This is a genomic window from Pseudogemmobacter humi (assembly GCF_900609055.1).
Taxonomy (GTDB): Bacteria; Pseudomonadota; Alphaproteobacteria; order Rhodobacterales; family Rhodobacteraceae; genus Pseudogemmobacter; species Pseudogemmobacter humi.
The window spans coordinates 62,374-81,874 of sequence record NZ_UXAW01000033.1 but is presented as its reverse complement, the minus strand read 5'-3'; the positions used below and the strand labels follow the sequence as shown (position 1 = coordinate 81,874).

20 protein-coding genes are annotated in these 19,501 nt (G+C 67.2%); 6 read left to right on the top strand and 14 right to left on the bottom strand.

What is annotated here, in order from left to right:
• Nucleotides 1-9: 9 nt before the first annotated feature.
• The 13 genes from XINFAN_RS02130 to XINFAN_RS02070 all read right to left on the bottom strand — a co-directional run bounded on the left by XINFAN_RS02130 (nt 10) and on the right by XINFAN_RS02070 (nt 12,497).
• On the bottom strand, nt 10-807 hold the full coding sequence (locus tag XINFAN_RS02130; RefSeq protein ID WP_124084843.1) for an ABC transporter permease: 798 nt from the start codon (nt 805-807) through the stop codon (nt 10-12).
• Nucleotides 804-1,751: an ABC transporter permease gene (locus tag XINFAN_RS02125; RefSeq protein WP_124084842.1), complete on the bottom strand. Its 948-nt coding sequence runs from the start codon at nt 1,749-1,751 to the stop codon at nt 804-806. The genes XINFAN_RS02130 and XINFAN_RS02125 overlap by 4 nt, the downstream gene beginning before the upstream one ends.
• Nucleotides 1,752-1,881: 130 nt before the next feature.
• Complete coding sequence (locus XINFAN_RS02120) at nt 1,882-2,991, bottom strand: ABC transporter substrate-binding protein (protein ID WP_124084841.1); 1,110 nt, start codon at nt 2,989-2,991, stop codon at nt 1,882-1,884.
• A gap of 37 nt (nt 2,992-3,028) precedes the next feature.
• On the bottom strand, nt 3,029-4,120 hold the full coding sequence (locus XINFAN_RS02115; RefSeq protein ID WP_233352097.1) for an ABC transporter ATP-binding protein: 1,092 nt from the start codon (nt 4,118-4,120) through the stop codon (nt 3,029-3,031).
• A gap of 24 nt (nt 4,121-4,144) precedes the next feature.
• Complete coding sequence (locus XINFAN_RS02110) at nt 4,145-4,927, bottom strand: SDR family NAD(P)-dependent oxidoreductase (protein ID WP_233352096.1); 783 nt, start codon at nt 4,925-4,927, stop codon at nt 4,145-4,147.
• Between the two features lie 93 nt (nt 4,928-5,020).
• The gene (locus tag XINFAN_RS02105; RefSeq protein WP_124084839.1) at nt 5,021-6,034 is read right to left on the bottom strand and encodes an NAD-dependent epimerase/dehydratase family protein; all 1,014 of its coding nucleotides are present in this window, start codon (nt 6,032-6,034) and stop codon (nt 5,021-5,023) included.
• 531 nt (nt 6,035-6,565) lie between these two features.
• Nucleotides 6,566-7,342, bottom strand: coding sequence for an alpha/beta fold hydrolase (locus XINFAN_RS02100; RefSeq protein ID WP_124084838.1), 777 nt, complete (start codon nt 7,340-7,342; stop codon nt 6,566-6,568).
• A 72-nt stretch (nt 7,343-7,414) separates the two neighbouring features.
• Nucleotides 7,415-8,419, bottom strand: a complete 1,005-nt coding sequence (locus XINFAN_RS02095; RefSeq protein WP_124084837.1) for a glycine betaine ABC transporter substrate-binding protein — start codon at nt 8,417-8,419, stop codon at nt 7,415-7,417.
• Nucleotides 8,420-8,471: 52 nt separating this feature from the next.
• Entirely contained in the window at nt 8,472-9,671 is a 1,200-nt protein-coding gene (locus XINFAN_RS02090; protein ID WP_124084836.1) for an ABC transporter permease, read from the bottom strand.
• Nucleotides 9,668-10,699: a quaternary amine ABC transporter ATP-binding protein gene (locus XINFAN_RS02085; RefSeq protein ID WP_124084835.1), complete on the bottom strand. Its 1,032-nt coding sequence runs from the start codon at nt 10,697-10,699 to the stop codon at nt 9,668-9,670. Before XINFAN_RS02085 ends, XINFAN_RS02090 begins: the two co-directional genes overlap by 4 nt.
• Nucleotides 10,696-11,220, bottom strand: coding sequence for a flavin reductase family protein (locus tag XINFAN_RS02080; protein ID WP_124084834.1), 525 nt, complete (start codon nt 11,218-11,220; stop codon nt 10,696-10,698). The genes XINFAN_RS02085 and XINFAN_RS02080 overlap by 4 nt, the downstream gene beginning before the upstream one ends.
• Before the next feature lie 20 nt (nt 11,221-11,240).
• A complete protein-coding gene (locus XINFAN_RS02075) occupies nt 11,241-11,447 on the bottom strand; it encodes a tautomerase family protein (RefSeq protein ID WP_267898344.1) in 207 nt (68 codons plus the stop codon).
• Nucleotides 11,448-11,462: 15 nt separating this feature from the next.
• Nucleotides 11,463-12,497, bottom strand: a complete 1,035-nt coding sequence (locus XINFAN_RS02070) for an LLM class flavin-dependent oxidoreductase (RefSeq protein WP_124084832.1) — start codon at nt 12,495-12,497, stop codon at nt 11,463-11,465.
• A gap of 104 nt (nt 12,498-12,601) precedes the next feature.
• On the opposite strand from XINFAN_RS02070, the gene XINFAN_RS02065 reads away from it, so the two are divergent.
• Nucleotides 12,602-13,444 carry a LysR family transcriptional regulator gene (locus tag XINFAN_RS02065; protein ID WP_124084831.1) on the top strand — a complete coding sequence of 281 codons (843 nt, stop codon included), beginning with the start codon at nt 12,602-12,604 and terminating at the stop codon, nt 13,442-13,444.
• Nucleotides 13,445-13,597: 153 nt separating this feature from the next.
• Here XINFAN_RS02065 and XINFAN_RS02060 read toward each other — a convergent pair whose 3' ends face one another.
• Nucleotides 13,598-14,641, bottom strand: a complete 1,044-nt coding sequence (locus XINFAN_RS02060) for an NAD(P)H-dependent flavin oxidoreductase (protein WP_124084830.1) — start codon at nt 14,639-14,641, stop codon at nt 13,598-13,600.
• A gap of 198 nt (nt 14,642-14,839) precedes the next feature.
• Between XINFAN_RS02060 and XINFAN_RS02055 the strand changes: the two genes are divergently transcribed.
• From XINFAN_RS02055 to XINFAN_RS02035, 5 genes are all read left to right on the top strand, one after another.
• Nucleotides 14,840-16,993 (top strand): TonB-dependent receptor family protein, encoded by a 2,154-nt coding sequence (locus XINFAN_RS02055; RefSeq protein WP_233352095.1) that lies wholly within the window; start codon nt 14,840-14,842, stop codon nt 16,991-16,993.
• A 78-nt stretch (nt 16,994-17,071) separates the two neighbouring features.
• Nucleotides 17,072-17,506: an RrF2 family transcriptional regulator gene (locus tag XINFAN_RS02050; RefSeq protein ID WP_124084828.1), complete on the top strand. Its 435-nt coding sequence runs from the start codon at nt 17,072-17,074 to the stop codon at nt 17,504-17,506.
• Nucleotides 17,503-18,114: a hypothetical protein gene (locus XINFAN_RS02045; protein WP_124084827.1), complete on the top strand. Its 612-nt coding sequence runs from the start codon at nt 17,503-17,505 to the stop codon at nt 18,112-18,114. The genes XINFAN_RS02050 and XINFAN_RS02045 overlap by 4 nt, the downstream gene beginning before the upstream one ends.
• Nucleotides 18,115-18,117: 3 nt before the next feature.
• Nucleotides 18,118-18,417 (top strand): TehB family protein, encoded by a 300-nt coding sequence (locus XINFAN_RS02040; protein ID WP_124084826.1) that lies wholly within the window; start codon nt 18,118-18,120, stop codon nt 18,415-18,417.
• A gap of 117 nt (nt 18,418-18,534) precedes the next feature.
• Complete coding sequence (locus tag XINFAN_RS02035; protein WP_124084825.1) at nt 18,535-19,500, top strand: ABC transporter substrate-binding protein; 966 nt, start codon at nt 18,535-18,537, stop codon at nt 19,498-19,500.
• The last annotated feature ends 1 nt before the right edge of the window (nt 19,501 follow it).

Genomic DNA, 19,501 nt, shown 5'->3' with positions numbered 1-19,501 from the left:
CGGGCCCCCTCATTTCGATTTCAGGAAGATTTCCAGCCCCACCAGCCGGTCGAGCAGCCAGATCGCCGCCAGCGCGATCACGATGAACACCACCGAGACCGCCGCCAGATCGGGCGTGATGATGGAACGGATCGAGTTGTAGATCTGCACCGGCAGGGTGACGATGCGGGCATCGGTGAGCAAGAGGCTGACGAGAAACTCGTTCATCGCCAGGATGAACATCAACAGGCTTCCGGTGATCACGCCGGGCATCACCGCGGGCAAAGTGACGTAGAGGAAGGTCTGCACCCGCCCCGCCCCGCAATTCTGCGCCGCCAGCTCCAGATCGGGATCGAGCAGCACGGCCGAGCTTGAGACCGACCAGACGATGAACGGCAGGTTGATCACCGCGCAGGCCACGCCGACCGGCCAGAGGCTGCCGAGCACCCCCCATTGCCCGAACACCAGCATCAGCCCGATCCCCGAGCCGATCAGCGGGATGGTGAATGGCAGGAGCAGATAGACCTGGATCACACCGGCGAAACGCAGCCGGAAGCGGCTGAGCGCCAGCCCGGCGAGCGTCCCGACCGGAATCGACACCAGTGTGCAGACCCCGGCCACGATCAACGAGCGGAAGAAGGCCTGGCGCAGATCGCGGGCCAGCGCGATCTTCTCATACCAGCGCAAGGACAGGCCCTCGGGCGGGAAGGCGATCATGTTGCCGGCGGTGAAACTCGCGCCAAGCACCACCACCGTGGGCAGCGAAAGCGTGATGATCGAGAGCCAGACGAGGCTCCAGATGGTGAGACGCTGGCCGCGCGAGATCATCGGCGGCCCCCCATCGAGAGCGTGCCCGCGCCAAAGACCAAGAACACCAGCCCCACCAGCACCGAGCCCGCTGCCACCAGCATCAAGGCCAGCGCCGAGCCGAGGCCCTGGTCGGCGGTGCGGAAGAACTGGTCATAGATCGCATTGGCGATGAAATCCTGACTGCCGCCGCCCAGCATGGCGGGCACCGCGAAATCGGTCAGGCTCAGCGTGGCGACCACAAGCCCGGCGCCGATCAGCCCCGGCTTCGCCATCGGCAGCACCACATGCCAGGTGGTCCGCAGCCAGTTCGCGCCGAGTGACCCGGCCGCCGTCTCGGTCTCTGCCGGAATCGCCGCCAGCGCGGGCACCATCAAGAGGACCGCGAAGGGCAGCATATATTGCACCATGCCGAAGATCACCGCAGGGTAGTTGAACAAAAGCCGCATCGGCGCCACGCCGACCAGCGACAAAGCCTCGTTCACCATGCCGGAATTGCCGAGGATGATCAGCCAGCCATAGGCGCGCACCACCTGGCCGATGAAGAACGGCAGGAACAAAGTGATCAGCAGCGCCTTGCGCACCCAGGGCCGCCGGGTGCGCACCAAAGCATAGGCATAGGGAAAGGCCAGCGCGAGCGTCAGGAAAGTCGTCAGCGCCGCCCCCAGAAGCGAGCGCCAGGCCACGGTCAGATAGACCCGCGAGGCCAGCGCCTTCTCGAAATTCGCCAGCGACCAGTCCTCAGACGGCAGGAAGGTCGCGGTATCCAGCGTGCGCAGAGACGAATCCGCGATCTGGATCAGGCCAAGCACCAGCAGCCCCACCAAGAGCAGCGCCGGCGTGATCAGCAGCCAGCCGGTCCAGGGCGCCAGGCGGCGCGGCCAGATCCGGTCCGCCAGCGCCTCGATGCCGTCCATCAGACGCCAGCGCAAAGGATAGCGGAAATCGGCAGGGGTCTCGGGCATGGGTCCAGGTTCCGGTGGCCGCGAAAGGGGCGGTGAAGGGGGGGCGGGGGGACTTGTCCCCCCCCCCCCCCCTTGCGCCCGGCCAGGACAAATCTTGTCCTGGCCGGGCGCAAGGCATCTCGCGAGGGGGTCAGCCCTGCATGATTTCCTTGAACTTCGCGAACCATTCGCTCTCGTTCTCGACCTGCACTTTGGTCGAGATGCGGATCAGCTCGGCGATCTGTTCCGGCGTGGTCGGGTAGGACGGATCATTCACCAGATCCTCGGGCGGGGTCAGGCCCGGCACCACGCCCGGCAGGCCCAGACCATCGAGCCAGACCTGCTGCGCGCCCTGCGTCAGCGCGAAGTTGATATATTCCTTCGCCCAGTAAAGCTCGTTCTCGGGCAGGCCCTTCGGGATCCACAGCCCGTCGGTGTCGAACTTGCAGCCCTCTTCCGGCACGGTCCAGGCCAGATCGACGCCGTTCTTCTTCGCCTCGCGCGCATTGGTCGAGATGGTGCAGGCGAGGTCAATTTCGCCGTTCTGGAACCAGTTGGTGAAATCGGGGTCTTCGCCGAGCAGCGGCTGCTGTTCCTTGACCTTCGCAATGAAATCCCAGGCCGGCTGCATGTTGCCGGGGATGTCCTCCAGCTTGCCGCCGCCCGCCACCTGGGCCGGGAAGTGGAAGCCGATCCCGTCGTTATAAAGCGCGATCCGGCCCTTGAACTTCGGATCCAGCAGCGCATGCCACGAGGTCGGCGCGCCATCGGGGAAGGCCTCGGGGCGGTAGGCCAGAACGTAGACATAGCCGTAGGTGTTGACGATCGGATAGCCGTCGAGGCCGACAGGCTTCGCCAGTTCCGTGGTATTCGCCAGGTTCGGCAGATCCGACAGGTCCTCGGTCACGCCACGAAGCGCCGATTTCGTCGCGTTGACCGTGGTGTCCCAGTTGATGTGGATCGGCGGCACGCGGCCCTGCGCCACCGCGGCCCAGACCTTGGGCTGGATCTCATTGTCCTCGGTCAGGTCGTGGCGGATGGCGATGCCGGTCGCCTCGGTGAACGGGTCCGAGACGCCTTTCTTCAGCGCATCCACCCAGGAGCCGCCCCAGGCCCGCACGATCAGTTCCGCAGGTTTCCCGGGCGCGTCCTGCGCCATCAGGCGGCGGGCCGGCAGGCCGGAGAAAAGCGCCGCGGCGCCCACGGCGGCCGAGCCGCGCAACAGCGAGCGGCGGGTCGGACGGAAAACGTCATTTGCCATTGGTCAGGTCTCCTTGTTGGTGCGGTCTTGCCGCCTTTTAACGGTCTTTTGCGGGAAAGATCAGCAGGTCTCTTGCATTCCAGCCGGTCGAAACCGTCGCACCCTTTTCAAAGGGCGCATGTTCCGCCGGGTCGTGGTGGTAAATCCGCACCCCGGTGCCAAGCGCGGGCAGATCGACGAAATACATCAGCCGCTCGCCCTCGAAGATCGTGTCAGTAATGCGCCCCTCCAGCACGGTGTCGCAGGCTTCGGCCGCCGCGCCGATGCGGGTCTGTTCCGCCCGGATCGCACCGCGCGCCGGCATGCCCGGCAGGATCGCCCCCGCCGCCACCCCGGCGCAATCCACCCCGTTCACCATCAGCCCGCGCGGACTGCTGAGGCCCTCCAGAAAGCTCGACACGCCGATGAAACTGGCAACGAACGGGTTGGCGGGGCTGCGATACATGTCCACCGGCGAAGTGTGCTGCTGGATCTCGCCGTGGTCCATGACGATGATCTCGTCCGAGACCACCAGCGCCTCGCGCTGATCGTGGGTCACATTGATCGTGGTGACGCCCAGTTCCTTCTGGATCCGGCGGAACTCAAGCTGCATCTCCTCGCGCAGCTTGCGGTCCAGCGCGGCAAGAGGCTCATCGAGCAGCAGGAGATCCGGCTCGAACACCAGCGCGCGGGCAATGGCGACGCGCTGCTGCTGGCCGCCGGAAAGCTCGTGGATGCGCCGGTTCCCGTAGCCGCCAAGCCGCACCAGATCGAGATAGCGCGCCACCCTGGCCGGAATCGTGCGCGGATCGTGCCGCCGCATCTTCAGCGGAAAGGCGACGTTCGCGTTCACCGTCATATGCGGGAACAGAGCCAGTTTCTGAAACACCATCCCGATCGAGCGCCGGTGCGGCGCCACCGCATCCGCCGGACGGCCGCCGATCAGAATCTCGCCCCGGGTTGGCGCCTGAAAGCCGGCGATCATCCGCAAGAGCGTGGTCTTGCCCGAACCCGAAGGGCCGAGGATGGTCAGGAACCGCCCCGGTTCCAGCGCGAAACTGGCCCCTTTCACCGCCATCGCGCCGGTGCCGAAATCCATATCGACCCCCTGCACCACGACCGCCGGTTGTTCGCTGCGCACCGCTGCCACGATCCCGCCCCTCCGTTCCATACCTCAGATCGAGGCCAGATAACCGCCGTCCACCCCGATACACTGGCCGGTGATATAGGCTGAGGCGTCGGAGGCAAGGAAGATCGCCACTCCCACCAGATCCGCGCCCCGGCCGAAGCGGCCCTGCGGGATCTTGCCCAGCATCTGATTGGCCCAGGCCTCGTTCTGGTAAAAGACTTCGGTCATCTCGGTGCGGAAATAGCCCGGCGCGATCGCGTTCACCCGCAACCCGCGCGGCGCCCATTCGGCGGCCAGCGCCCGCGTCATACCCAACAGCCCGGATTTCGACGAGCCGTAGGGCGTGGCGGTCGGCACGCCGACGAAAGAGGTCAGCGAGCAGAGGTTGACGATGGCGCCACGCCCGCGCGCCAGCATCCCCCTCGCCACCGCCTGGGTGGTGAAGAACGCGCCTTTCAGATTGGTGTCGACGATCTTGTCCCAAAGCGCCGGAGTCACGTTCTCCGACGGACAGATCTCCTCGACCCCGGCATTGTTGATCAGGATGTCGAAGGCCCCCGCGCCCTCCAGCGCCGCCCCGATGCCGTCCGCATCGCGCTGATCCAGCGCGAGGCAATCGGCCGCTCGCCCAAGCGCCCGGATCTGTGCCGCGGTGTCCCCGAGCGAGGCGGCATCGCGCGCGGTGATCGCCAGATCCGCCCCCGCCCGCGCAAGACCCAGCGCGATGGCCTGGCCGAGACCACGGCTCGCGCCCGTCACCAGCGCGCGGCGCCCGGCAAGTGAGAACAGATCGTCCAGGCTCTCGGGCGTCATCGCATTTCCTTTCATCCGCGCGTCCTTCGCTTGCGCAGGCCTCCGTCCCTTCCTGTGGCCCGGGGCCAAAGCCGTCCATCGTTCCGGCAGCCGCCCCGTGGCCTGCAGTCAGACCCGGTAATAATCGCGATACCAGTCGACGAAAGCCTTCACCCCCTCGGAAACGCGGGTTTTCGGCGCATAGCCGGTCAGCCGTTTCAGCAGATCCGCATCGGCCCAGGTCGCGGGCACATCGCCCGGCTGCATCGGCATCAGATTGCGGATCGCCGGGCGCCCGATGGCGGCCTCGATGGCGGCGATGAAATCGGTCAGCTGCACGGGTTCGGAATTGCCGATGTTCACCACCCGCCACGGCGCGACCGGCGAGAGGCTGTCGCCCTCGGGCACCTCTCCGTCCGCGGGGCGGACCGGCGCGGCGTCGATCAGAAGCCGGATCCCCTCGACCAGATCGTCGACATAGGTGAAATCGCGCCGCATGTCGCCGTGGTTGTAAACGTCGATCGGCTGGTCTTCCAGGATCGCCCGGGTGAATTTGAACAGCGCCATATCGGGGCGCCCCCAGGGGCCGTAGACGGTGAAGAAGCGAAACATCGTCACCGGCAGATCGTAGAGATGGGCATAGGAATGCGCCATGCTCTCGGTGGCCTTCTTGGTCGCGGCGTAGAAGGACATCTGGTGATCGGCGCGGTCGGTTTCGGCATAGGGCATCTTCGTATTCGCGCCATAGGCCGAAGAGGTCGAGGCCAGCAGCATATGCTCGGGCGGATGCGCGCGGGCGGCTTCCAGCATCTCGAACGTGCCCTGGATGTTGCTTTCCAGATAGGCGCGCGGGTTTTCAATCGACCAGCGCACCCCGGCCTGGGCGGCGAGATGCACGACGACCTCGGGCCGGTGTTCGCCAAAGAGGCGCATCAGCAACCCTGGCGCCTCTACAGAGTCATTGACCACCGAAAAGCCCGGGTTCTGCGACAGCCGGGCCTGGCGCTGCCGCTTCAGTCCCACATCGTAATAGTCGGACAGATTGTCGAGGCCCAGAACACGAAAGCCATCGGCCAACAGCCGCAGACAGAGATGATAGCCGATGAATCCCGAAGAGCCGGTCACAAGCGCCGTTCGCGTCATATCGTTTCGTTCTTTCCTCTGCGCCGGGCCGGGCCTGTGTTATGCGACCCCGGGCGGCGGGGCCAGAGACGATCCTTGTCGGAACCGGCGGTTTCCGCAAGCCTCTCTCCGCACACCCGGCCCTGCCGGGACCGAACGCCCGGCACAAGGTCAACGGGAAAAGCGACGCATTCTGAATCCGCCGGAAGAACGCAGAAAACCAGGGGATCCGCTGGCGCCGCCGATGGCGCAGCGCCGCGCATGCCCGGATGCCGAGCCGTTGCGGGACAGAAGTTCCGCAAGCTGACAGGAAAATTCGCCCTGCCCCACCCGAGCCGGTGCGGCGCGCGGACGACATGACACCCTGGGCGCATCCAGATGGGCCGGCGCTTTGGCAAGCTGTCATTTCCGGGGTTCAGACTGGCGGCGCACCTGTCCGAAAACAGCCGTCCCGCTCTGGTGGGCGGAACCGGAACGCAGCTCGCGTCGGGAAACGTCCGGCCCGTTCCGGATTGCGCGCAGCTATGGGTTTATATGCAAGAGCCCGATCGCTCAGCCATCCATCTGGCGGTCACGCCAGAATGTCAGGAGTTCTTCGGCCACCCTCTCGGGCGCCTCCAGCAGAATCGCATGTTTCACCTGCGGCACGATGCACAGGCGGGCGTCGGGCAGCGCGGCCGCAATCTGTCGGTTCAGGTGAGGATTGCATCCGCCATCCTCCGCGCCGGTCAGCACCAGCGCCGGTGCGCTCACCCGGTTCAGCCAGGGCGCCATTTCGGTCCCGGCATAGATGTCGAAGACGTTCAGGAACACCTCCGGGTCGGTGTCCAGCACCTGCTGGCGGCGCTGCGCGATCACTTCGGGATGGCGCAGGGCAAAGGCATCGGTGAACCACCTTGCCGTCAATACGCCAAGATCGGCGGCGACAGAGCGCGCGCGCATCCCGTCGATCACGGCCCGGACCTTCGCGCGGTCTTCGTCCGAGCGGAAGGCCGCGGTCGAGATCAGCCCGAGCGAGCGCACCCGTTCGGGGTAACGAAGGGCATAGGCCGGGCCGATCATTCCGCCCAGCGAATGACCGGCGAGATGGACGCTGGCAATGCCGAGATGCTCTTGCAGGGCGGCCAGATCCGCGACCAGATCGTCAAGGCTCAGCGGCCGCGCAGGTATCTCCGAGACGCCGTGACCGGGCAGGTCATAGGCGATGCAGCGGAAATGCGGGGCAAGCCGGCCGATCACCCCGTCCCAGACCTGACGGGTCGCGCCGATGCCGTGGATCAGGATCAGATCGGGACCGTTGCCGGTGATGCTGTAGCGTTCGGGCGCCATGATGGTCTCCGGTCAGGCGAAGGCAGGGAAACGGACGCCCCCGAAGGGGCGCCTGTCGGAGGGTCAGGCGGCTCAGTGTGCCTTCCAGCCGGCGACGCGCTCGCCATTGGCACTGTGCCACTCCTTCGCAATCGCGGTCAGGTCCATGTTCTCTTCGGTCAGCTTGTAGATCATCTCGCCGATCTCGGCCGGCTCGAACGAGACATTCGACAGGAAATGCGCGATCTCGGGCGCGCGCTCGTCGAGCGAGGCGCTGTAGGCGATGTAGATCGGCTGGGCGGGCGTGGCGCAGTCGATCTTCGACAGCGCGAGCCAGTCGGGGCTGTTGGCCGGATCGGTGTAATCGTAGCAGCCTTCCGGGTTGTATTGCGGATCGTCCTTCTTGTCCTCCGAGGCGAAGCCGGTGAATTCGGGCTCCTGCAACTTCACCAGCTCATAGCGCGCATGCAGCGCCTCGGGTTCCCAGTAGTAGAACAGCAGCCCTTCGCCCTTGGCCTCGGAGGCCTCCAGCTGCGCCTTGAACAGCGCGTCCGAGGCGACCAGCGCGTCGAAATGCCCGGTCAGACCGTAGCTCTGCGCCTTGACGGTGTAGATGTTCGTCACCCCCCAGCCCGGCGCCCCGGGCCAGTAATCGCCCCGGCCGTCGCCGTTCACGTCGAAGGCTTTGGCGATTTCGGGATCCTTCAGATCCTCGATGCTGGTCACGCCAAGCCGTTCCGAAGTGGCTTTGGTGACATAGAATCCGTCCGTCGCCAGATAGGGCCGGCTGTTGAGGCGAACGCTGCCCTCTTCGGTGACATAGCGGTCGATGTTCGACTGCTGGGCGGCGGACCAGACCGCGGGGTGCACATCGACGGTGCCGTCGCCGCGCGCCATGGCGCCGAAGATCGCGCCCTGGTCGGCGGCGATCTGCGAGACGCTCGCGCCGAATTCGGCGGTAAGCAGTTCGGTCAGAACCGCGTTGACGACCCGGGGCTCGTCCCAGGTCAGCTCGCCCAGGACGATGGTCGTCTGTGCCTGCGCGGCAAGGGCAAACAGGCTGGTGCCGGCGGCGAGGAAGAAGCGAAGTGAGGTCATGGTCTCTCCTTGTCGGTGCTGAGGGGCCCGGTCTTGCGCCGGGGTTTTGCGGTTAGCGGTCTTTGGGGCCGCGGCTGCGGCCCATGATGCGGTCGAACAGCATGGCGCAGGCGACGATGCCGATCCCGGCCAGCAGCCCCTGGCCGTGCTGCACGTTCTGAAGCGCGAAGAGCACGTCGTAGCCAAGGCCGCCGCCGCCGATCAGCGCGGCGATCACCACCATGGCAAGGCTCATCATGATGCATTGATTCACCCCGGCGCGGATCGAGGGCAGCGCCAGCGGCAGTTCCGCCTTGACGAGGCATTGCATCGGCGTCGCGCCATGGGCGTAAAGCGCCTCGCGCACATAGGTGGGCACCTGGCCGATCCCCAGGGCGGTCAGCCGGATCAGCGGCGGCATGGCGAAGATCACCGTGGCCATCAGCGCCGGGGGTTTGCCAATGGAGAAGAAGGCCACCGCCGGCAGCAGATAGACGAAGCTCGGCAGCGTCTGCATGAAATCCAGCACCGGCTCCAGCACCGCGCCGACCACGCGGTTCTTGGCCATCAGGATGCCGAGCGGGATGCCGATCACCATGCAGACGCAAAGCGAGGCGAGGACCAGCGCCGAGGTGACAATCGCCTTGTCCCAATAGCCGAACAGCCCGAGATAGCCGAGGCAGAGCCAGACCACCGCCAGGACGCCCGCCCCGCCCCGCCGCCAGGCCATAAGGCCAAGGAACAGGAAATACACCGGCCATGGCAGCAGGCCGAGGCCCTGCTCGATCGCCGAGATCAGGAAATTCAGCACATTGCGGATCTGGTCGAAGACCGGCCCCAGGCTTTGCGTCAGAGAGCGGATCACCTGGTCGATACCGCCCGAGACGCTCTGGAACAGCTCGCGCGAGGAGGGAAAGCGGCGCAGCCAGTCTGCGGGCTGGCCCGGCAGACCGGCCGCCAGCACCGCCGCCAGCGCCATGAGCCAGGCGAGAATGGCCAGCCGCCAGGGCGCGGTCTCCGGCTGTGCGGCCCCGCGCCCGAACCCGGCGAGATCAGCCGCGACAAGGACCGCGCGCACCCCGGCCAGCACCGCGCCGCCCGCCAGAAACCGGCCGTTCAGCAGCAGCGCCAGCGCAAGGCAATCGGCGACCGCGACCAGCCCGAACCGGACCCGGCGTCCCTCCCGCGCGCAGGAGACCGGCGCAACCAGACCCCGCCACAGGATCGGAGCCCCTGACGATATGTGCATGTTCACCTCATCCGTGCGGCTCATTGCGGTCTCCCTGCCAGTGCGCGCAGCACATCCCGGGGCGTGACCAGCCCGGCGGTGCCATCGGGCGCGGCCACCGCGACCGGGGCGCCGGTCTCGGCCATGATGTCGATCACCTCGGCCAGCGGCGCGCCCGGGGCTACGCGGCGCGCGTCCGTGGGCGGCTCTGCCGTGGGGGCGGCGATCTCGCCCGCCGTCACCAGATGCAGGCGCGAGATATTGCGCACGAATTCCGCCACGTAATCGTTCGCCGGGCTGCCGACGATCTGCGCGGGCGTGCCGGTCTGGCAGATCTCGCCGTCTTTCATGATCGCGATGCGGTCGCCGATGCGGATCGCCTCGTCCAGATCATGGGTGATGAAAAGCGTGGTCTTTCCCATCCGCGTGGACAACTGCCGGAATTCGTCCTGCAACTGCCGCCGGATCAGCGGGTCGAGCGCCGAAAAGGGCTCGTCCATCAGCAATATCTGCGGATCGGCCGCCAGCGCCCGCGCCAGCCCCACGCGCTGCTGCATGCCGCCCGAAAGCTGCGCCGGAGAACTGTCGTGCCAGCCCGCCAGCCCGACCCGCGCCAGCATCGAGGCTGCAACCCGGCGGCGGCTTTGCGGATCGTCACCGCGCAATTCCAGCGCCAGCGCGGCATTGTCGATCACGCTGCGATGCGGCAAGAGCGCCATGTTCTGGAACACCATGCCGATCTGGCGCGCGCGCAATTCGCGCAACTGCCCCGCGTCGAGCCCGCTGATCGGCCTGCCGTCGATGAAGATCTCGCCCGCGGTCGGCTCGATCAGCCGGTTGATATGGCGGATCAGCGTGGATTTGCCGCTGCCCGACAGGCCCATGATGCAGAAAATCTCGCCGCGCGGCACCGCGAAACTGGCGTCGTTCACCGCGACGATGCAGCCAAAGCGCTGCTGCGCGCCGGTGCGGTCGATCCTGCCTTCGCGCAGAAGCCCGATCACTTCGTCATGGCAGGCGGGATTGCCGAACAGCTTGTAAACGCCGCGGCATTCGATGGCGGGTGCGCTCATGCGCCGATCCCCCGCTGCGCGGCGGCGGTGCTGAAATGGCCCCAGGCGCCGTCGTGATACATCAGCACCGGCGCGGGTTCCGGCGGCGGCAGAACCAGCCGCTCGACCGCTCCGATCATGATCAGATGGCTCGCCGTCTCCATCTGGCCCGCGCTGCGGCAAATGAAGGACTGCGCTGCATCGGCGAGGAACGGCACCCCCTCGTCGCTGTCGCACCAGTCGCCCTCGGCGAAGCGCGCCTCACCATGCACGCCCGCCTCGCGCGAGGCGAAACGGACCGCCAGCGCCGCCTGATCCTCGCGCAGCACATTCACCGAAAACCAGCCGACCGCCCGGATCGCCGCCGTGGTTCCGCTGGAGAGGTTCATGCTGGTCAGAAGCTGCGGCGGCTCGGCCGTCAGCGAACAGACCGCCGAGACGGTCATCCCCACCCGCCGCCCCGGCCGCCCGGTGGCGATGATCGAGACGCTGGCCGGATAGCGCCGCATCGCGGCAACGAAGTCTGACGGCGTGCAGCCCATTTTCCCCTCCCCGCCCGGCGTCAGGCTTTGTCGATGCAGAGCTGGCCGCCCGAGCCCCAGTCGCTTTTCGCCACATCGCTGATGACGATCTGCACCGACTGGGGCGTGCCGCCGCAGCTGCGCACGAAGGCATCGGTCAGTTCGCGCACCAGTTCGCGCTTCTGATCGGTGCTGCGGCCCTCGAACATTTCCACACGGATGACAGGCATCGTTTTCTCCCTGGTTATCTTTTTGCGCGCGGGTCAGGCCGCGGCGGACAGGCCCGGAAAGGCGGGCATGACCTCTTCGGCAAAAGCCTGAAGCGCATCGAGCGTTTCCTGCTGCGGCAGGCCGAAATTCGGATTGATGATCACCCGGTCCACCCCGAGATCCGCATAGACCCCGAGCTGGTCGACCATCTCCTGGGGCGAGCAGATAAGCTGGCTCGCCGCCAGTTCGTCGATGCTCTGCGCCCGCGGCAGGGGCCGCACCATTCCGGCATCGACCAGCCCCGGCCCGGTGTATACATTGTCGAAACGCGCGTAATAGGATTGCGCGGTTTCCAGCTTGCGCTGCCGTTCCGCCGGGGTTTTCGCCACATGCGCCAGCCGCGACAGCGAGATGGTCAGATGCGCGCCGGCCTCGCCCATCTCTTCTTTCGCGCGCCGGAAGGCCGAGACCTGATCGACCAGCAACTGATGATTGCCCGACAGCGCCGTGGTCTGGATGTGGAAGCCGCGCTTCGTGCAGTGATAGACCCCCTCGGGGTTCAGCACCGCCATCATCATCTTGACCCCGGCCGGATCCACGGGCCGCGGCATGACGGTGATCGGGTCGAAATTGTAATATTTGCCGCGCCAGGACACCTCTTCCTCGGTCAGCAGCTTTTGCAGCACCGCGAGGGATTCGTCGAAACGCTCGCGGGTCTCGGCCATCGGCACGCCCATTCGCTCCATCTCGAAGGCGAAAGCACCGCGCCCGACCCCGAGGTAAAGCCGCCCCTCGGTCAGAAGATCCGTCACCACCAGCTCGCCCGCATAGGTCCGCATATCGTGCAGCGGCAGCACCGCGACCGAGGTCAGCAGCTTAAGCCGTTTCGTCATCGCCGCGATTTTCACCGCGAATTGCAGCGGAGCCGGCATCATCAGCACATTCACCAGGTGATGCTCGGTGATCGAGACCGCATCGAAGCCCAGTTTTTCCACCAGAACCGCCTGTTCGAGCATGTCGCCGTAGACGCGGGCGGTGCCATAGTTCTTCTGCGGGTAATCGGCCGACAACTGGTTGCTGAACAGCATCGCCTGCTCCTTCTGAAACGCTGAATCTTAGTTATGTAGATTATGTATGATCTGTAAAACGGGATTTTCTTGACAGAATTATCGGAATTTCCGACAATACAGCCATGCAGATCGAAGCAATCCAGACCTTCCTGGTCGTCGTCAGGCTTGGCAGCCTGTCCCGCGCGGCAGAACAGCTCAACGTGACCCAATCCACCATCGCCGGGCGGATCGACGCGCTGGAGGATCACCTGCGTCAGCGGCTGGTGAACCGCTCGAAAAAGGGGGCGACGCCGACGGCGGCCGGATCGGTCTTCCTGCGTCACGCCCGGCAGATCGTCGAGAACTGGCAACTCTCGCAGCAGAAGCTGATCCTGCCGCATGGCCTGTCGATGATGTTCACCTTCGGCTGCACTTTCGATCTGTGGACCGGGCTGGGCGAGCGGATCTATAAGCTCGCGCGTGGTCTGGACGAGGGCACCGCTTTCCAGGTGCAATGCGGCTCCATGGCCGCGATGACCGAAGCGCTGGAAAGCGGACTGGCCGATGCGATCCTTGTCCCCGGGCCGCTGAGCCGGCCGAACATCAGTTGTCAGCACATCTATACCGACCGGCTGATCCAGGCCTCTTCCACCGATCGCTGGGCGGTGAAATGGGATCCGGGCTATATCCGCATCTCCTATGACGAGAATTTCGACGCCCAGCACATCAGCCACTGGCCTGACGACAACATCGCCCATGCCACCATCGGCCATCCCGACTGGGGGCTCAGGCTGTTGTTGCAACAGGGCGGCTCGGCCTATCTGCCCGAACGGCTGGTGTGCGAGCATTTCGCCTGCGGCCGGCTGTTTCCCGTTCGCTCAAGCCCGGTCTTCGAGCGCCCCTGCTATTTTGCCTGGCGCAGCGAGAGGCTGGCGGATTTTCCCTGGATCCCGGGTCTGCTGCACGAGGCCGAAGGGCTTCTGTAGGTGCCAGGGGCGGAAAGGGCGGCCCCTTGCACCGCGGCGTCGATGTTGGTGGAACGCCCGGGAGAATGTTGTCCAAGGCTTCGCCGGTGGCAGGGTCGATCCGTTTTCCCGAATGGCCCGTCTGTCCGTCATTGCCGATAAAATCGCCCCGGCTTACCCTGGGCTCTTCCCATAGTTCCAGACCGGGTCTGGCTTTGCCCGGCTCAGCCGCGACAGGATGGCTTCGGCGCCGCTGACGATGCTGCGCAGGCGCTCGGCGGCGGGGACGATGGCGGTGATCGCATCCACTCCCTGGCCCGCGAACAGCGCCATGGCCTCCAGATCGCCGGTGGTGATGCGCAGGGGCGAATCCGTGCTGTAGCGCAGGATCGGGCGGCCGCCCTCGTCCGCGATCACCTCGCGCGGCAGGCTGTCGGGATCGTGACCCATCAGGCCGAAGCCGAGCGGGCGGGTCACGCTGTTGGCGATCACCCGCACCGCGGCATGGGCGGGCCAGTTCAGCACGAAGACATCGGTGCGCAGCGTGTCGTCGGCGCCTGCTTCGATCACCCTTTGCTTGTGGTAGTCATGCGCGAAGGACTCAGCTGTGGCCAGAAAGGCGGTGCCGATATGCACCCCCTGCGCCCCCGCCGCCAGCGCGGCGACAAGGCCCGCGCCGCTGGCGATCCCGCCCGAGGCGATGACCGGCACCCGCGCCGCGCCCGCCACCGTCTCGACCAGCGCCAGCATCGGCGCGGTGCCGTGGATGTGGCCGCCGGCCTCGACCCCCTGCGCCACCAGAACGTCGGCGCCCGCCGCCTCGGCCTCCTGCGCGGCCCTGGTTGTGCCGATCTGGTGGATCACCTTCGCGCCCTGGTCCTTCACCCGGCGGATCACGTCCGGCATCACATCCCAGAAGAACGAGAAGATGTTCACGCCGAGATCCAGACAGGTGCCGATCTGCCGGTCGAGCAGCGCCGGATCGGTGGCCGAGGGGATCACATTCACCGCAAACGGCCGCGAGGTTGCCGCCTGCAAGGCGCGCACTTCGGCAGCGATCAGCGCCGGATCCTCGCGCACCATGCCAAGCTGCGCGAAGCCGCCGGCATTGGCCACCGCCGCCGCCAGCTCGTGGCGCGAGACGCCGCCCATCCCGGCCAGCAGCACCGGCACCTCGCAGCCCAGAAGATCGCAGACCGGGGTTCTCAAAACCGACATCGCCGTTCCTCCTGTTGTCTCGATCATGCCAGAGCCGCCGCCCGCCAGCCACCCCGGGATGCGACAGAATGTCGGCTGGATAATATGACCTGTCCATTCATATTATAGCATCTGTTTCCCGCGCCGCCCCAGGGCCGCGCCCTCTTGCCAGCATGACGCCAGCACCTTCGCCAACGCAGCCCCATGAAGGTGACACCCGTGTCTTTGCCCCGATTTTCCCGCCCGCTTTCCCTTGCGCTGATCGCGGCGCTGCCCGGCCTGCCCGCCTTGGCGCAATCGGTCGCCCCCGGGGCGACGATCCAGCTTGGCACCATCCATCTTGACGCCGACAATCCGGTGAAGCTGCGCTTCGGCGCGACCGCGGGCGGGGTGGCGCTGATCGACCGCTCTGACACGCCCGGAGACAAGGCGGCGCCCACCTTGTCCGAGGCACTGTCCGGCACGCCCGGCGTGGTGGTGCAGGAGTTCTTCGGCGGCAACGACCAGCCGCGCATCCAGATCCGCGGCTCGGGCCAGCAGCAGAACCCGGCCGAGCGCGGGCTCCTCGTGCTGATGGACGGGATGCCGGTGAATCGGGCCGACGGGTCCTATGTCGTGGGTCTGGCGCTGCCGGGCCAGGCCGAGTCGATCGAGATCTTCCGCGGTGCCAGCGCGAACCGGCTGGGGGCGACGGTGCTGGGCGGCGCGCTCAATTTCGCCTCGCCCTCGGGCGCCTCGGCGCCGGGGCTGCGGCTCTCGGTCGGCGGCGGCAGTTTCGGTCGCGGCGATCTGGCGGCCAGCTACGGGATCGACGGCGAGGCGGCCGATACCCTGTTGCGGTTCGAACATTCCGAGGCCGAGGGCTACCGCGATTACAACGGGTCCAGACGCACTTCGGTCGGCGGCAACGTCACCTTTGCCACCGGCGCGGCGACCACGCGGCTGTTCTTCAGCCATACCGACCTCAGCTTTGACGTGGCCGGTCCGCTGACCTGGGATGCGATGCTGAACAACCCGACCTCGCATCATGCCGGGCCGGTGCCGGTGGGCGGCGTGCCCACGCAACCCGGCCCCAACGTGCTGCGCGACCTGCCGCACCGCGACACGGTGCAGACGCTTGCGGGCCTGCGCACCACCTGGGAGAACGGCGCCCAGGTCTGGGACCTCGGCCTCAGCCTCTCGCGCACCGATGACAGTTTCACCTTCCCGGTCTCGGGCGCGGTGCGGGCGACCGACGGCAACGACGCCACGCTGACCGCGCGTTATGCCCTGCAAGGCACCGGCGATCTGCCGCTGTTCGAGGCCGGTCTGTCCTGGTCCTTCGGCGAGGCCGACCGCGACTGGAACCACAACCTGCGCGGCAATCCCGGCCCGGCTTTCGGGCGCAACCGGCTGAAGGCCGAGACGCTTTCGCTCTATGCCGGGGCGAATGTCGAAATCGGCGGCTTCACCCTGTCGCCCGCGGTGGCCTTCATCCATGCCGAACGCCGCAACAACGATCTGTGGACCGGGGCGACCCGGCCGACGCTGACCTTCACCCCGGCCGGCCCGGTGATCGGAAGCGCGCCTTTCACCGCCACCGATTACGACCGCAGCTGGTCGGGCTTCGCGCCCTCGCTGGCCTTGTCCTGGCAGCCGGCCGCGGACCAGTTCGCCTGGATCTCGCTGTCGAAAAGCTATGAGCCGCCGACCCATGACGATCTGATCGGCGCCATCGGCGGCACGCCGAATTCGGGCCCGACCGGCCTTGCCACCCCGGATCTGGAGGCGCAGAGCGCCGTCACGCTGGAGGCCGGCTGGCGCGGCACCCGGGGCGCGCTGACCTGGGACGTGACGGCCTACCACTCGCGGCTGAAGAACGAACTGCTGTCTTTGCGCGATTCCAGCGGGGTGCAGCTCGCCGCGGTGAACGCCGGGCGCACGGTGCATTCCGGGCTGGAACTGGGGCTGAGCGGCGAGCTGAGCGAGACGCTTTCCGCCCGCCTTGCCTGGACCTGGCAGGACTTCCGCTTCGACAACGATCCTTTGCGCGGCGACAACAAACTGGCCGGGGCGCCCGAGAACGTGATCACCCTCGCGCTGGCCTGGCAGGCGACCGAGGCCCTCAGCCTGAACGGCAAACTGCACTGGGTGCCGGGCAGGACGCCGGTGGACAATATGAACACGCTCTTCAACGATTCCTATGCGCTGGTGGATGTGGGGGCGGAATATGCGGTCTCGGAAACGGCGGTGGTCTTCGCCCGGGTCTCGAACCTGTTCGATGAGCGTTATGCGTCGTCTACCCTGGTGCTCGACCAGGCGCGGCCCGATCAGGCCGCCTTCATCCCCGGCACCGGCCGCGCCTTCTACCTCGGCGCGCGGCTGAACTTCTGATCGCGGGGCCGCCGCCCGATTGACCCCGGGCGGCGGCGCGTGATTCACTTGGCCAGCCCCAGGTTTCACAGGCGCCAGATGCGACTGACCAATTTCTCCGATTATGCCCTGCGCCTGCTGATCTATGCCGCCCGCCATCCCGGGCGGCTGATCACCACCGAAGAGGCGGCCGCCGCCTATGACATCTCGCGCGGGCATCTGACCAAGGTGGCCAATGTGCTGACCCGCGCGGGCTTTCTGCGCGCGGTGCGCGGCCGCACCGGCGGGCTGGAGATGGGCTGCCGCCCCGAGGCGCTGACGCTCGGCCGGGTGCTTCGCGTGACCGAGCCGGACATGGCCGCCATCGAATGTTTCGGCCCCGACGAGATCCGCGACCCCGGCCGCCCCGAGGCGCTGGACATCGCCATCACCGCCGCCATGGCCGCCTTCATGGCCGAGATGGACCGCCGCACCCTGGCCAGCCTGATCACGGAAGAAGACCGCCTCGCGCGGGAAAAAGGAGCGGTGCCATGACCTTCCCGGATTTCTTCGCACAGGCCCCCGGGATCACCCTGCGCGATCCGCTGGCGGGGCTTCTGGGCAGCAGCGAGGCGGGCCTTCTGCATTTCACCTATGCCGATGCGGTGCGGCTGCAAGGCCATTCCTGCCCGGCGGTGGCGGGGGCCTGGCTGATGGTGCTGGCCGGGCTCGACTGGCTTTACCCCGACGAGATACCCGAGCGCGGCGGCATCGCCGTCGCTTTGCGCGAGGAAGAGGACGAGGGCACCGCGGGCGTGCTGGCCTCTGTCGCGACGCTGATCACCGGGGCGGCGGGGCCGGGCGGGTTCAAAGGAATCGGCGGGCGCCATGCGCGGCGCGGGCTGCTTCACTTCGGGGCGCCGATCGGCGGGGCGATCGGCCTGCGGCGGCTGGATACCGGCGCCGGGGTGGCGGTGGATCTCGACACCGGGCTGGTGCCGCATGACCCGCAGATGCGTGCGCTGATGCCCGCCGTTCTGGCGGGAAAGGCGGCCCCCGAGACAGAGGCGCGCTTCGCCCTGCTGTGGCAGGACCGGGTGCGGCGGATCTTCGCGGCGGCCGGAGACCCCCGGCTGATCCATGTCTACGACTGGGACACCTGAGCCATGTGGCCCGAGGCGCTGACCCCTTACCGCCGCACCACTGAGTTCACCGCGGCGACGATCCCGGCGGGCCTGTTGCGCGCCCATGCGACGAAGCCAGGCACCTGGGCGCGGCTGCATGTGCTTTCGGGGCTCCTCATGTTTCGCGATCTGGAGACCGGGCGCGACCATCTGATCGGCCCCGGTATCCATCCGCTGATCCGCCCCGAAGCGCGGCACGAGGTGGCCCCGCAGGGCGCGGTGCGGTTCTTCGTCGAGTTCTGCGCTTTGCCGCAGCCCGCGCCGAAAGCCCCCGGCGTTTGACGCAGCGCAATTACCTGAACTTTTCGCTCATGTAATTCCCCGCTCAAGCCCTATGCTTATCCCGACCGGCCAGCCCAGGCGCCAGCCTCCACCCCTCTTATCCCCCCGGAGGTCCTCATGCGTTCCCTTCCTCTCAGCCGCCGCGCCCTGATCGGCAGCGCCGCCGCCGCGCTGGCTTTGCCCGCGATCCTGCGCGCCGCCGCACCGCAGCTTGCGCTTTACGGCCCGCCCGCCGGGCCTTCGGTGACGCTCGCGCAGGCGGTGGCCTCGGGCGCGCTGGCGGAACTGGCGGGCGAGGTCACGCTGACCATCTGGCGCAACCCCGATGAATTGCGCGCGGGCCTCGCCTCGGGGCAGATCGCGGCTTCGGTGGTGCCGGTGCAGACCGCCGCGAACCTTTACAACCGCGGCATGGGGCTGCGGCTGGTCAATACGATGACCGACGGGCTGCTGAGCATCCTCGCGCCCGAGGGGGCGCTGACGGGGCTGGCCGGACTGGCCGGGCAGCGGCTGGCGGTGCCCTTCGTCAACGACACGCCCGATTTCATCCTGCGCGCGGTGCTGACGCATCACGGGCTGACCGAAAGCGTGGAACTGGTGCCGACCGGCAGCCCGATCGAGGCGGCGCAGATGCTGCTGTCCGGCCGGATCGGCGCCGCGCTTCTGTCCGAGCCCGCATCCTCGGGGGTGATCCTGATGGGCGGCATGGCCGGAAAGACCTTCGCCCGCGCGGTGGATTTGCAGGACGAATGGGCGGCGATCAGCAACGGCCTCGCGCTGCCTCAGGCCGGGCTGGCGGTGACGGAAGCCTTCGACGCCACGCTGATCCCGCCCTTGCAGGCGGCGCTGGTGCAGGCCACGGCCGATGTGCTGGCCGACCCCGAAGCCGCCGCTGCCGCCGCTGCCCCGGCCTTCGACCTGCCCGCCCCGGTGATCGCCGCCTCGATCCCGCATTCGCGGCTGATCACCCGCGCGGCGAGCGAGGCGCGCCCCGCCATCGAGGCCATGCTGGCGCTGATGGCCAGGGACGACCCGGCGATCATCGGCGGCCATCTGCCCGACGATGGTTTCTACGCGCTGTAAC